Raw genomic sequence first — 13,307 nt, 5'->3', positions numbered from 1 at the left:
ATATGTCGCAAAGAATCCGTTTTACCGAGTATCTGGATCTCGATCTGGACTCCGAGCAATGGCATTGCCACGACTGCTCTTCGCCTTTGATCAGCGCCCGCGAAAACTACAAGCGCGGTTGCCTGGTAGCCGAGCGCATGCCTGAAGAAATACACAATCCGGTGATAGAGGGCGATTACACCTTCGCGCCAGACAAAGACTGGGTGCGCATACTGGAATTCTATTGCCCCAATTGCGCGCGTCAGATAGAAACCGAATACCTGCCGCCCGGCCACCCCATCACGCACGATATCGAACTGGATCTGGACAGCCTTAAAGCGCGTCTGGCCAAGGGGGATTTCATTATCCAAGACGGTAAGTTGGTGCGCGTCAAGCGGGCCGAACCCACCCAAGGAGCGCAGGCATGAAAAACGCGAATGCCCAAGAGGCTATCCATTCCATAGACATAGACGTGGGCGGCACCTTTACCGATCTGGTGCTGACGCTGAACGGCGAACGCATCATCGCCAAATGTCCCACGACGCCGCACGACTTATCCATAGGGTTTCTTGATGCCATCGAAGCCGGCGCAGACAAGGTGGGATTGTCCGTCGAGGAGCTGTTACCCAAGATAGACATCATTCGCTACAGCACCACTGTGGCGCTGAATCGATTGCTTCAACGACAAGGTCCCCGAATCGGCCTGCTTACCACTGAAGGCCACGAAGACGCCATTCTGATAGGCCGGGGCGCCCAATGGACTGACGGTCAACGCGTCTCAGAGCGACGCAATATCGCGGTGCAGAATAAACCCCTTCCCCTTATCGATCGTCAGATGATCTTTGGCGTGCGTGAACGAGTGGACTCGGCCGGCGCGGTGGTCAGGCCCCTGGATGAAGAAGACGTCAGGCGCAAGTTGCGCATGCTGATGGATAGGGGGGCTAGAGCCATCGTGGTGTCGTTGTTGTGGAGTTTCATGAACCCGGTGCACGAGCGTCGCGTGCGAGAAATCATCCGCGAGGAATACAAGGAATATCACATCGGCTTTGTGCCTGTGGTGCTGTCCTCCAGTGTGGTCAGCAAGATAGGTGAGTACGAGCGCACCATGACGGCGGTGCTAGACGCCTACTTGCAGCGCTCCATGCAAAATGACATCGGCGCCACCTGGGACAAGCTGCGCGACAGAGGATACCGTGGCGCCTTCCTCATGATCCACAACTCAGGCGGTTCGGCGGACATCTTTAAAACACCCGCTAGCCGCACCTTCAACGGCGGCCCCGTGGCCGGCCTGATGGGCTCGGCCTATTTTGCCGAGCAACTGGGTTTCAAGAATGTGATTGCGGGCGACGTAGGGGGAACCAGTTTCGACGTGGCTTTGGTGGTAGAGAGCAATGTGCGCAACTACACCTTCCGCCCCGTCATAGATAAATGGATGGTTAACGTCACCATGATGCAAACCTTGTCCATTGGGGCAGGGGGCGGTTCTATTGCCAGCCTGGATCAAGGTCGGCTCATGGTTGGCCCGCGTAGCGCAGGTTCAATGCCAGGGCCGGTGTGCTACGACCTGGGGGGAACCGAACCTACCGTAACCGACGCCGACGTCGTGCTGGGTTATATCAATCCCGACACCTATTACGGCGGGCGTATGCCCCTGAATAAAGCCAAGGCCGAGAAGGCCATACGCGAGAAAATTGCCGAGCCTCTGGGCGTGGAAACCATAGAGGCCGCGGCTTTGATCAAGCGGGTGATGGACGAGAACATGGCGGGCGCCATCAAGCGCGAAGTGCATATGCGCGGTTATCACCCCGAAGACTTCGTGCTGTTTGCCTTTGGCGGGGCGGGGCCCACCCACATGGCGGGGTTCCGCGGCGATGTTCCCAAGGCTGTGGTGTTCCCGGCTGCACCGGTGTTTTGTGCCATGGGCGCATCCATCATGGACGTCATGCACATGTATGAGCAATCGCGGCGCATGGTGTTTATGCAGGCTATGACCGAAGAGCTGGTCGTAGACCGCGAGCTCTTCAATGCCACGGTAGAAACCATGATGGAAAAGGCCAGGCAAGAATTGGCCAGCGAGGGGCTGGATGCCGATGACGCGGTGTTCTCACTGGAGCTGGACATGCTATATGGCGGTCAGGTCAATCTGAAGCGGGCCGCTTCCCCTGTGCTGGCCATACGTTCCGATGAAGATGCGCAGGCCGTCTACGACGCCTTCGAGGCCGAGTTCTCACAAGCCTTTTCGCCTCTGGTCGTGAATAAGCCCGGCGGCGTCTACCTGGATAACTTTGTGCTGAAAGTCACGGTGCCCACCTGGAAGCCTGAATTGGCAGTGCAACCTATGCAGGCCGAAGACCCCTCGGCAGCGCAACTGGGGACTCGGGATGCCTATTGGCCTGAGACCAAGGCGTGGGTGCAGACACCGGTGTATCAATGGGAGCAGCTCATGCCCGGCAACCTGGTGCTGGGGCCAGCCGTCATAGAGGCCGAGCTGACCACCATTACTGTGCCGCCCGGCCAAAAGTTTTACATAGAAGAGCACGGGCTAGGCGTACTCGAAGCGGTGACGCCACCCAAGCCGCGCAAGCGCGTATCCGCCAGCGTCGCGGTGGCAGTCTAACTATTCCTTCAAGGAGAAACGAGTCATGGGCATCCCTACCTTAGAGCAAAAGCTGGAATGGCTTAAGCCGGTACCTGCTTCGCAGCGGGAGCTGGAATTGGCGGAACAGATAGACGCGGCCACCTTCGAAATTGGCTTTCAGCGCACCAACGATATTTTGGATGAAGGCATGGATGTGTTCGTCCGCTCATGCCGCTGCGCCATGGGCGTGGCGGGGGACTCGCTGGTCGCCATCATGACGGCAGCGGGCGACTTGGTGAATGGTTCTTGCGGCACCTATTTGCATGCCGTGATTCCTCCGCTGATCATCAAATACATCCAGAACACCTATGGCGACCAGATTCGGGACGGTGATCTCTGGTTTGCCAACGATGCGGTGTATGGGGGTGTACACAACCCTGATCAAATGGTGTGCATGCCGGTTTTCTACGAAGGCACACTGGTGGCCTGGACGGCGGCACTTGTGCACACGACAGAAACCGGCGCCATCGAACCAGGCGGCATGCCGGTGTCGGCGACCTCTCGCTTCGAAGAGGGCATGAACGTGCCTCCCATGCGCATAGGCCGAAACTTTGAACTGGACGAAGATGTCGTTTCCATGTTTACGGCTTTTGGTCTGCGTGCGCCTTCCATGATCGCCGTAGACCTTAAGGCGCGGTGCACCACAGCCGATCGGGTGCGTACGCGTTTGCTGGAATTATGTGAACGCGAAGGCCCTGATTACCTGACTGGTCTGTTCCGCAAGATGCTGCAAGTGGCCGAGGCTGGCGCACGCGATCTGATCGACCAGTGGCCGGACGGCAAGTATCGCTGCGTAACCTTCAGCGATGCCGTGGGCCTTAAGCAGGGTTTGGTACGCAGTTGCTTCATGACCATAGAAAAGCAAGGTGACCGCATGTTGGTCGACCTGTCTGAAACCGGGCCCGAAACGCCTTCACCCTACAACGCGCATCCACAGGCTGCCATTGCACACTTTTCCAACTACATTTACGAGTATCTGTTTCACTCGTTGCCTATCTCCAACGGCACTTTCGCCAGCATAGATTTCAAGTTTGGCGTGCGCACCTGCCTGTCTCCCGATCCTCGGGCAGCCACCTCGTGCTCGGTGATGATTTCTACCGGGGTGATGAGCGCGGTTCACAACGCCTGCGCCAAAGCCATGTATTCCACTTCGCTGTGGAAGCAAAGCGGCGCTTCCATGGGCAACGGTGGCAACGCGCTGGTATTGGCCGGTTTGAACCAGTGGGGGGCGCCCTTTGCCGACATGTTGGCTTATTCCATCAATACCGAAGGGCAGGGAGCACGACCCACCGAAGACGGTATGGATGCCTTCGGTTTCCCCTGGTGCGTGTTCGGAAGAGCGCCCAACACCGAGCAGGTAGAGAACGAATTTCCTTTATTGGTACCTCTTTCCAACCACTGGAAGGACTCCTGCGGGCATGGTAAGTATCGTGGCGGCGTAGGCACGGCTCAGATGTGGGTGGCCCACCATGTGCCTGCGGTTTACATGATGGCTATTGCCGACAACACCAAGCTGCAGACGCCGCAGCCGCTGTTTGGGGGATACGCGCCTTGCACGGTGCCGGGCATAGGCATACGCAATGCCAACGTCAAGCAGATGATGACGGACGGCAAGGAAGCCCTGGATATGGATGTGCAGTCTTTGTTGACCGAGCGCCCCATAGGCGGTGACTACGAGATCGAGTTTCAAGGGCGGTCGGTACGCCCTTACCAGGATGGCGACGTCGTTACCTTTGCCTTCAGTTGTGGCGGCACAGGCTATGGAGACCCCTTAGACCGGGATGCTGACGCAGTGGGACGGGATATCGTGAAAGATGTCTTGTCGGCGCAAGCGGCTATGCATGTTTATAAAGTCGTATGGGACGAAACCACGCAAACCGTGGACACCCAAGGTACCGAGGTGCTGCGGGATCGCGAGCTGGCAGCGCGCAGAGCGCGGGGGCGACCGTATGACGAGTTCGTTCAAGAGTGGTCGCAACAAAAGCCGCGAGACGAAATTCTGAGCTACTACGGTAGCTGGCCTGACGCACGTGAAGTGACACCGCTGCTGCGGGCCTGACATCAAAGGGGGCAATATGTGGCGTAAACGTATGCAAGATCTATCCCGAGGTATGGGCAAGCCTCATGCCCCCTTGTTTGCTCCGTTGCTGTTTGGCGTTGCCGCGCAGATAGAAGCCATTTCTGTCGAACAGATGCGGCAAGACGGCACCCGTATCCGTAAGAACGTGGGTGAGCTGCGGCGTGCGCTAGGCATGGAAACCGTGTTTTGCAGCGCGCCGGACGAAGCCATGTTGGCAGGAGCCGCGCAAGCAGGGGCAGACCTTGAAAGCGTCCCCACGGTGGCCGCAGCCCTGGAAGCCGTGCGCCAATGGCAAGCGGATACCAGCGAGCCGGTAATTGTGGCGGCGTTTCACGGCCCCGGTCGCGTTTTTCATTGGCAGCAGCAGAATGGCGCCTCCGGAGATGCGGCGCTCAGGTTCGAGCAAATCGGCGACTTGCTGGCGTCTTGGGTCCGTAGCTTCGCAGAGGCAGGGATTCACATGGTGCAGTGGTACGACACGCCCCCTCAAGACACTGCCTTGATGGACGCCTGGAAGGGGGCCTTGGGAACGGCGGGTAATGTGGCGCGTTTTCATCGTGTGGCTTCGGTGTTGCTACAAGAGGCTGACGGCCAGCCGATATGGCCGGCTCAGGCGATAGCCTGCCCCACTCAAGAGCAGCATCCAGGAGCCATGCCTCGCCCACATGGTCGAGCTTGGCCTGCCGATCCGCAGCTTTGGTCTCGTTTGCCCGGCGATGATGCCGCCGAGCGCCTGATTGCCACAGCGACAGAAGTGCCGGCCGAAACCGAGGTGGCGAGCCTGATGGCCAGCGTACAGCGCATTCGGGAGACCTAAAATGGCGGTAAGAATGACGATTCCGGTCACCATCCTGACCGGCTTTCTTGGAAGCGGTAAGACCACCTTGGTGAATCGCATCTTGCGCGAACCCATGGGGGAACGCGTCGCGGTTATCGAAAACGAGTACGGCGAAGTGGGGGTGGATGCCGAGTTTCTTGCCCGCAGCGGCGAAGAAACCATTATTCAGCTGGAAAACGGCTGTTTATGCTGCACGGTAAGGGGCGATCTGGCGCGTGCCTTGCACGAGTTAGCCACGCAGGCGCGGGATCAACGCATTGAATTTGATCGGGTGCTGATAGAAACGACAGGTTTGGCCGACCCAGGGCCCATCATCCAAACCTTCCTGGCGGAAACCGCCATTGAATCCATGTTTCACCTGGATGGCATAGTCACAGTGGTCGACGCCGTACATGCCCAAAGCCAGGCAGATCGCCTGGAGTTTCGTGCGCAGGTTGCTTATGCCGACCGCATCGTGGTCAGTAAGCTTGATTTGCCACAAGCGCAAGACGCGGCGGCAATAGCAGATGGCTTGGCGCGATGGAATCCTAGGGCGCCCATACAGGCATGCAATTTGCACGAAGCTCAAATGAGCACGCTGTGCGACCATCTTTTTCAAGTAAGGGGGTTCGCGGCAGACTATGTGCCGCCCGAAGAAATAGGGCGGGCCTTGCAGGGCCAAGTCTGGGGCGCACTGGATGGCCGATGGCGCAAAGTGGGTGCTCATCACACCGAAGAGGTCAACAGTTGTGTTTTCACATCGCAAGAGGCTTTGCAACTGGATTGTCTGAACGAGGCCTTGGATAAATTGATAGCGCGCTATGGCAGCCGCTTATGGCGTTGCAAAGGTATTCTGCATGCCGAAGGGCATCGTGCACGTTTGATTCTGCAGGGTGTGCAAGGCCTGATCCAAATCGGCTCAGGCATGATGTGGCGCCCCTACGAGCCGCGCCGCACCGTCTTGGTTTTCATAGGGCAAAACCTGGAACCAGAACTTATTCAAGAGGCTTTGCTGCAGTGCGTGGCGGTACAGCCTGCTTAAGCCTACAGGTTGTTATGAAAACGCTGGGTAAAAGGCTGGGGTGGCATCGCGTCACGGCAGCAGCAGCTTCGATTGGCTAGAATAAGCGGCTTACACGCGCAAGGCTCCTGTCCGACCATCAGGTCGGGGTCAAGGCAAGGCATAGTGCCTAAGCTGTGCGCGGGCGATTGGAAGTCTTGATGCTGCATGTTTTAACCATTACCGCCCCTATTTATTTGCTGATTGTCGTGGGCTACTTTGCCGTGCGTGGCGGCTTGCTGCAAAAATCCGATACCCGGGCCTTGGGCCGTTTCGTTTTCATGTTCGGCTTGCCCGCCTTGCTGTTCAGCGCTCTTACGCAGCGCCATGCCGAGGCCCACATCGAATGGGGGTATATGGCGGCCTACGGTGTAGGTAGCGGCCTGGCCATGTTGGGTACCATTCTGTATGCCCGCAAGGTGCGGGGCGCTAGCGTGCCGCTGGCGGCGGTTCAAGGCATGTCTTCAGCGGCGTCCAACACCGCTTTTATAGGTTTTCCCATTCTGTACGAGCTGCTGGGGCCGTCTGCCGGGATGGCCTTAGCCATGTGCTTCATTATTGAAAACCTGTTCGTCATGCCGCTGGGCTTGGCTTATGCCGATAGCGCAGGGGGCAGCGGCAAACTGAAAGCGGCCCTGATGCGTTCTGCCAGGTCCTTGGTGCGCAATCCTTTGCTGTGGGGTTTGGGCCTTGGCTTGGTGTTCCGCGCTTTGGGCTGGCATTTACCAGCCGTACCCGACAAGGCCGTACAGATGGTGTCTATGGTGGCCAGTCCCTTGGCCCTGTTTGTGGTGGGCGGCAGCTTGGTGGGATTAAGGCTGGGGCATCACATACGCGATGTGATAACGGTGGTCGGCGCGAAACTGCTGCTGCACCCCTTGCTGGTAGGGCTGCTGGTGCTGGCGCTGCCCGCCATAGACCCAAGGCTGGGCATTGCTGCCGTGGTTAACGCGGCTATGCCTATGGCTGTCGTCGTGACGGTCTTGGCCCAACAGTACGAGCAAGAGGAGTTTTCTGCGGCGACTTTGCTGGTGGCTACGCTGAGCTCTTTTATCACCATCAATGTCTTGTTGATGGTGGTGGCGCCTTTATTGCCTGCCGCCGGCCAGTAGCCGGCGGTGGCTGCGGGCTTATTAGGCGCGGGCGCGGCTATCGCGCGGCGCCAGTTGCGTGAGCAAATAGATGGCGGCGCCGATAGCCACCAGGTGCCACGAACCGGTAAGCAGCGTGGCGATGCCCAAGGCTATCGCTACCAAAGAGCCGATCATCAAGGCTTTGCTATGGCGGCTGGCGAGGGCACCGATGGAAAGGCCGATAAGGATGGCTGCAAGCGTAAGAATGACGTAGTACATGTGTTCCCCTTGATGCTTATGCTTTTGCAAAGCGGCGTATCCGACAGATGGAATCCGCGTCTTTTTGTCATGTTGGCTTTCAGGGCCGCTCTCGCGCCCTGGGCGGCTTGATTCTAGCAGTTATCCCCGAGGGAATCACTCCACCACGACGGCATGTGTCTGCTTAGTCGTCAGCTCGCCTATGGCTTGCAGGTTCAGGCCCAAACCGGTCGCCATTTGCAGGAATTCGCGTTCACCTTCGGGAGTCACGGCCACCAGCAGGCCCCCACTGGTTTGCGGGTCGCACAAGAGGTCGCGCTGCGCATCAGGCAAGGGCGCAATGCGTTGGCCGTAGCTATCGAAATTGCGCCCGGTACCGCCTGGCACGCAGCCTTGCGCCAAGTAATAGTCGACGCCAGGCAGCCGTGGTACTTGGTCGAAGCGGATACGGGCACTGACGCCGCTGCCGTCGGCCATTTCTACCAAATGGCCTAACAGGCCAAAACCGGTGACGTCCGTCATGGCTGTGACGCCGGCCAGCTTGCCAAATGCGCTGCCTGCCGTATTCAACTTGCACATCCAGTCTCGTGCGGAACCCACGTCTTCATCGCGTAGTTTGGATTGTTTTTCAGCGGTGGTTAGCACGCCTATGCCCAGCGGTTTTGTCAGGTACAGCTTGCAGCCTGCTGTGGCGGTGTCGTTGCGCTTCATATGGGCTTTTTGCACCATGCCGGTAACAGCCAGGCCGAAGATAGGTTCGGGGGCGTCTATAGAATGCCCCCCAGCTAAAGGGATACCGGCTTCATCACAGGCGGCACGCCCGCCGCGTATGACATCGCGTGCGACTTCGGGCGGCAAGACATTAATAGGCCAACCCAGTATGGCGATGGCCATAAGGGGCGAGCCGCCCATAGCGTAGATATCGCTGATGGCATTGGTGGCGGCGATGCGGCCAAAATCGAAGGGGTCGTCGACTATGGGCATGAAAAAGTCGGTCGTTGAGACCACACCGCGGTCTTCGTCTATGGCGTAGACGGCTGCGTCATCACGTGAAGCATTGCCCACCCACAAGTTGGGGTCAAGATTCTGTGCGCCGCTGCCGGCCAGAATGGTTTCCAGTACCTTAGGGGAAATCTTGCAACCGCAACCGGCGCCGTGGCTGTATTGTGTCAGGCGTATGGCACTGCTCATGATCGCTCCATTGAGTGATTCGAACAGAGCCCATTCTAAACCAGCACCGGTGGACGCAGCCCGCTTGAAACCTAGGCCTCTACACGAAACCAGGCCGCATACAGGGCGGGTACAAAGATCAGTGTCAGTACCGTGCCCACAGCCAAACCGCCCATGATGGAAACGGCCATGGGGCCCCATAAGGCTGAAATGGTGAGCGGAATCATTGCCAGTATGGCGGCCAGGGCCGTTAACACGACGGGACGGGTGCGGCGCACCGTAGCGTGAATAATGGCGTCGCGAGGCGATTCGCCTTCAGCAATGTCGCGATCTATCTGTTCTACCAAGATGACTGCGTTGCGCATGACCATGCCTGCCAGAGCGATGACCCCTAAGGTGGCCACGAAACCGAAAGGCATTTGCGTGACCAGCAGGGCCAAGGTAACACCCACCATACCTAACGGAGCCGTCAGCAGTACCATGAACATGCGGCTGAAGCTCTGTAACTGCAGCATCAAGAAAATGGCCCAGAGCAGCAGCATGACCGGCACTACCAGGCCGATGGCGGCATTGGCCTTGGCGCTTTCTTCGGCGACCCCGCCTTCTTGAATTTCATAGCCCACAGGCAAGTTGGCTTCCAGCTCGCGTAGCGCCAAGCGTATCTCGGCAGAGACATCCGGTGCCTGGGCACCGCTGACATCGGCGCGCACGCCCAAGCTCGGTAAGCGATCACGCATCCACAAGCCGCCTTCTTCCAGCACGGGCTCGATATCGGCGACTTGGCTGAGGGGCACGCTACGGCCCGTGGCTGTATGCACGGCCAAGCTCCCCAATTGCTCGGCGTCCAGGCGTTCGTCGGCGCGAGCGCGCGCCACCACATCTATCAACTCGTTGCCGTCGCGTACCTGCGTGACGGTTTGGCCGCTTAGCATGGCTTGAAGCGTCATGGCGACGTCTTGGCTGTTGACGCCTAAGGCGCGGGCACGATCTTGGTCTATGCGAAAACGCAAGGCTTTACTGCGTTCGCTCCATTGAAGATTAACGTCACGCGTGTTGGGGTGGTTGCGCACGATATCGCGGACTTGGCCGGCGATGTCGCGCACGGTGTCTGGGTCTGCACCTTTAACACGGAACTGTACCGGGTAGCCTACCGGAGGGCCCAGTTCCAGCCGGTATACGCGTGATCGCAGATGGGAAAACTCGGCAGCGACGTGTTCTTGCAAGCTGGCAGCCAGGGCGTTGCCCTGTTCAAGATCGTGGGGATAGATGATGAGTTGCGCGTAATTGGGCTTGGGCAGCTCGGGTTCCAAGGCCAGGTAAAAGCGCGGAGAGCCGCTGCCCACGTAGGCGGTGACGGCGCGCACGCGCGGGTCATCTGCAAGCCATTGCTCTAACTTCTTGGTTTCGGCCAGCGTGGCGGCATAACTGGCCCCTTCTTCAAGTTGCAGGTCGACCAGAACTTCTTCACGGGGGGAGTCCGGAAAGAACTGCAGGGGCACCAGCCGGAAAGCACCCAAAGCGGCCACGAAGGCAAGCAAGGCTGCCACCAGCACGGTTTTGCGATGGCTGACGCTCCAGGCGATGCGATGCGTCAGCCAATTCATAAGCCTTTGTTTGAAGCGAGTCCAGCGGGTGTCGCGTTCGTGATGTTTGGCCATGTCGGGCAGCAGCAAGGTACCCAAATAAGGTGTGAACAAGACCGCGACCAGCCACGAAACCAGCAAGGCCAGAGTGACTACCCAAAAAATAGACTGGGTGAACTCGCTGGTAGAAGAGCGAGCAAAACCCACTGGGACAAAGCCCGCTGCGGTGATCAAGGTGCCGGTGAGCATAGGAAAGGCCGTGGACGTCCAGGCATAAGAGGCCGCCTTGGCGCGTTCCCAGCCTTGCTCCATCTTTACCTGCATCATCTCGACCGCGATGATGGCGTCATCGACAAGCAAGCCCAGCGCAATAATCAAAGCGCCCAGCGATACCCTATGCAGATGTATGCCCATGCGCCACATGATGAAGAAGGTGATGCCCAGTACCAGGGGCACCGAGAGTGCCACCACCAGGCCGGTGCGCCAGCCTAAGGCTATCAGGCTGACGGCCAGCACGATGGCCAGTGCCAGTAGAAAATGCAGCAAAAATTCGTTGATGGAATGGTCTACCAGCGTGGGCTGATCGACGATTTTTTCTATGATGATGCCGGCGGGAAGCTCGGCCTGAACTTGCGCGATGGCAGCATCCAGATTTTGCCCCAGGCCCAGAATGTCACCGCCTTCGGTCATGGAGACCGCCAGTGCGGTAACGGCTTGCCCGTCTCGGCGCATGGCGGACTCAGGAGGATCTACATAGCCTCGTGAGACGCTGGCGACGTCTCCCAGACGCATGCTGCGCCCACCAACGGCAATAGGAATCTGCTCGATATCTTCCACGGATTTCACAGCGCCTTCTACTCGCATGGCGATGCGGCTACGCGGCCCTTCGATGATGCCGGCGGGCATCACGATGTTCTGCTGTTGCAGGCTGGAGAGCAGCTGTGTGGGTGACAGACCCAACTGTGCCAATTGCGCTGGGCTGAACTCCACGTAGAACTTCTGTTCCTGTACCCCCAGCAACTGCACTTTAGAAACATCGGGTACCTGCAGCAAGCGCTCGCGGGCCGAGAGCAGTACCTGCTTCATTTGCGCATGGTCGAAACCGTCTGCATGAAAGACGTAGATGGAACCGAAGGTGTCGCCGAAGTCGTCATTGAAGAATGGGCCTATCACGCCCTCGGGCAGGGTGTGGCGAATATCACCGACGCGTTTGCGGGCTTGATACCAGCTTTCCTGAATTTGATCTTTTTTCGCCCAATCCTTAAGCGTCAGGAACATCGTTGCCCTTCCGGGGCGCACATAGCTGCGTGTGTAGTCGTACAAGGGGACTTCTTGCAAGGTGCGCTGGATTTTCTCGACGACTTGCTGCTGCATTTCAGTGGTGGTGGCGCCCGGCCAGGCCACGTCTACCACCATGACCATGATGGTCATTTCCGGGTCTTCCGAACGTCCCAAGTCGAAGTAGGCCAATACCCCCAAGACTACCGACAGAATCATCCCGAACACCACCAGTTGGGCGTGGCGCAGACCCCAGGCCGAGAGGTTGAACCTCATGGCAAGCGCCCGTCCCAAACTTGTACCTTCATACCGGCGTCCAGCCTGTGCACCCCTGCTGTGACAACGCGCTCACCGGCTTGCAGGCCCTGATTGACAATGATGTGGTCCGAGCTCATGCGCTCTACCGTGACGGGCCTGAGTTCCAGCGTGTCGGCTCCTTCGGGCAGCACCCAAACTGCGGTTTGCCCACCTTCTTGGGTCAGTGCGCCAAGAGGCAGCCGAAAACGAGACTGGCTAGAAGCAGTGAGAGCGCCCGATGGGCCAAGGTGCACGGAAGCCGTCATACCCAGCCTGGCCGTTTCAGGCATGTCTTGCAAAGTGATACGAACGCGGTAGGTGCGGGTAGCTGGGTCAGCCACTGGGGAAATCTCTCGGATGTGCCCTTGCAAGCGCGATTCGGGAGCGCTTAGGAGCACGGCCTCAGCGGGGGCGCCGGACGTCAGGCCGGCAATCTGATTCTCGGGGACATCGGCCTGGATTTCTCGGGCGCCATCGTAGGCAATGGTGGCGACGGGGGTGCCGGCAGCCACGACTTGGCCCACTTGAGCGTGAACCTGCGTTACCACACCGTCTGTGGGTATGGAGAGGTCTGCATAAGCCAGATTGTTGCGAGCCTGGCCCAGGCGGCTCTTGGCGGCCTCATACTGTGCCTGGGCATTCCCTAGGCCAGTTTCCAGGGCATCAAAATCGGCACGAGCAATGGCGCCTTTGTCCACGAGTTCGCGATGCCTGGCGACATCGCGCCGACTGCGTTCAAGTGACAGTCGGGCTTGCGCCACTTGCGCGGTGGCTTCGTCAACAGCCAGCTTGAAGGGCTCTGGATCCAACTGGGCGACCAGCCCATCACGCTCCAGTCTTAGGCCGATATCGGCGGGGCGACTGACTATGCGTCCTCCCACCCTGAAGGACAAGGTGCTTTCCACGCGTGCCGCAACAGTGCCGGGCAAAGATGGCCTGGCGGAGGGCGAGGATTCGGCTTCTAGCGTTTGTACTCGCACCCGAGTCGGTGCGGGAGGGTTGGGCTCGGCTTGATGACAAGCGGCCAGGCTCATGAAAAGAACCAGGAAAGGGGCGAGACGCAGCATTGAAGTG

10 protein-coding genes are annotated in these 13,307 nt (G+C 58.7%); 6 read left to right on the top strand and 4 right to left on the bottom strand.

Translation table 11 applies throughout. The features are described from left to right. Window positions 1-2 precede the first annotated feature (2 nt). The 6 genes from apcB to H0484_RS01440 all read left to right on the top strand — a co-directional run bounded on the left by apcB (window position 3) and on the right by H0484_RS01440 (window position 7,686). The gene (gene apcB, locus H0484_RS01465; RefSeq protein WP_226952659.1) at window positions 3-407 is read left to right on the top strand and encodes an acetophenone carboxylase subunit beta; all 405 of its coding nucleotides are present in this window, start codon (window positions 3-5) and stop codon (window positions 405-407) included. Continuing rightward, complete coding sequence (locus tag H0484_RS01460; protein ID WP_226952658.1) at window positions 404-2,596, top strand: hydantoinase/oxoprolinase family protein; 2,193 nt, start codon at window positions 404-406, stop codon at window positions 2,594-2,596. The genes apcB and H0484_RS01460 overlap by 4 nt, the downstream gene beginning before the upstream one ends. A gap of 25 nt (window positions 2,597-2,621) precedes the next feature. Further along, window positions 2,622-4,676: a hydantoinase B/oxoprolinase family protein gene (locus tag H0484_RS01455; protein ID WP_226952657.1), complete on the top strand. Its 2,055-nt coding sequence runs from the start codon at window positions 2,622-2,624 to the stop codon at window positions 4,674-4,676. Between the two features lie 31 nt (window positions 4,677-4,707). Then, complete coding sequence (locus tag H0484_RS01450) at window positions 4,708-5,514, top strand: hypothetical protein (protein ID WP_226952656.1); 807 nt, start codon at window positions 4,708-4,710, stop codon at window positions 5,512-5,514. Between the two features lie 13 nt (window positions 5,515-5,527). Then, entirely contained in the window at window positions 5,528-6,556 is a 1,029-nt protein-coding gene (locus tag H0484_RS01445; RefSeq protein ID WP_226952655.1) for a CobW family GTP-binding protein, read from the top strand. 179 nt (window positions 6,557-6,735) lie between these two features. Then, window positions 6,736-7,686: an AEC family transporter gene (locus tag H0484_RS01440; protein ID WP_226952654.1), complete on the top strand. Its 951-nt coding sequence runs from the start codon at window positions 6,736-6,738 to the stop codon at window positions 7,684-7,686. A 21-nt stretch (window positions 7,687-7,707) separates the two neighbouring features. Here H0484_RS01440 and H0484_RS01435 read toward each other — a convergent pair whose 3' ends face one another. The 4 genes from H0484_RS01435 to H0484_RS01420 all read right to left on the bottom strand — a co-directional run bounded on the left by H0484_RS01435 (window position 7,708) and on the right by H0484_RS01420 (window position 13,267). Beyond that, window positions 7,708-7,926 carry a hypothetical protein gene (locus tag H0484_RS01435; RefSeq protein ID WP_226952653.1) on the bottom strand — a complete coding sequence of 73 codons (219 nt, stop codon included), beginning with the start codon at window positions 7,924-7,926 and terminating at the stop codon, window positions 7,708-7,710. 135 nt (window positions 7,927-8,061) lie between these two features. Beyond that, a complete protein-coding gene (selD, locus tag H0484_RS01430; RefSeq protein WP_226952652.1) occupies window positions 8,062-9,096 on the bottom strand; it encodes a selenide, water dikinase SelD in 1,035 nt (344 codons plus the stop codon). 71 nt (window positions 9,097-9,167) lie between these two features. After that, entirely contained in the window at window positions 9,168-12,212 is a 3,045-nt protein-coding gene (locus tag H0484_RS01425) for an efflux RND transporter permease subunit (RefSeq protein WP_226952651.1), read from the bottom strand. After that, the gene (locus H0484_RS01420) at window positions 12,209-13,267 is read right to left on the bottom strand and encodes an efflux RND transporter periplasmic adaptor subunit (protein WP_226952650.1); all 1,059 of its coding nucleotides are present in this window, start codon (window positions 13,265-13,267) and stop codon (window positions 12,209-12,211) included. Before H0484_RS01420 ends, H0484_RS01425 begins: the two co-directional genes overlap by 4 nt. Between the last annotated feature and the right edge of the window lie 40 nt (window positions 13,268-13,307).

Origin of the sequence: Mesopusillimonas faecipullorum (assembly GCF_020539505.1) — a bacterium.
Classification (GTDB): domain Bacteria; phylum Pseudomonadota; class Gammaproteobacteria; order Burkholderiales; family Burkholderiaceae_B; genus Mesopusillimonas; species Mesopusillimonas faecipullorum.
Note: the sequence above shows the minus strand (reverse complement) of the source record. Positions and strands in the feature narration are given on the sequence as shown.

Coding starts and splice junctions, on each gene's coding strand:
- H0484_RS01440 (WP_226952654.1), top strand. CDS start 6,736: ATGCTGCATGTTTTAACCATTACCGCCCCTATTTATTTGCTGATTGTC.
- H0484_RS01450 (WP_226952656.1), top strand. CDS start 4,708: ATGCAAGATCTATCCCGAGGTATGGGCAAGCCTCATGCCCCCTTGTTT.
- H0484_RS01460 (WP_226952658.1), top strand. CDS start 404: ATGAAAAACGCGAATGCCCAAGAGGCTATCCATTCCATAGACATAGAC.
- apcB (WP_226952659.1), top strand. CDS start 3: ATGTCGCAAAGAATCCGTTTTACCGAGTATCTGGATCTCGATCTGGAC.
- H0484_RS01455 (WP_226952657.1), top strand. CDS start 2,622: ATGGGCATCCCTACCTTAGAGCAAAAGCTGGAATGGCTTAAGCCGGTA.
- H0484_RS01420 (WP_226952650.1), bottom strand. CDS start 13,267: ATGAGCCTGGCCGCTTGTCATCAAGCCGAGCCCAACCCTCCCGCACCG.
- H0484_RS01435 (WP_226952653.1), bottom strand. CDS start 7,926: ATGTACTACGTCATTCTTACGCTTGCAGCCATCCTTATCGGCCTTTCC.
- H0484_RS01445 (WP_226952655.1), top strand. CDS start 5,528: ATGACGATTCCGGTCACCATCCTGACCGGCTTTCTTGGAAGCGGTAAG.
- selD (WP_226952652.1), bottom strand. CDS start 9,096: ATGAGCAGTGCCATACGCCTGACACAATACAGCCACGGCGCCGGTTGC.
- H0484_RS01425 (WP_226952651.1), bottom strand. CDS start 12,212: ATGAGGTTCAACCTCTCGGCCTGGGGTCTGCGCCACGCCCAACTGGTG.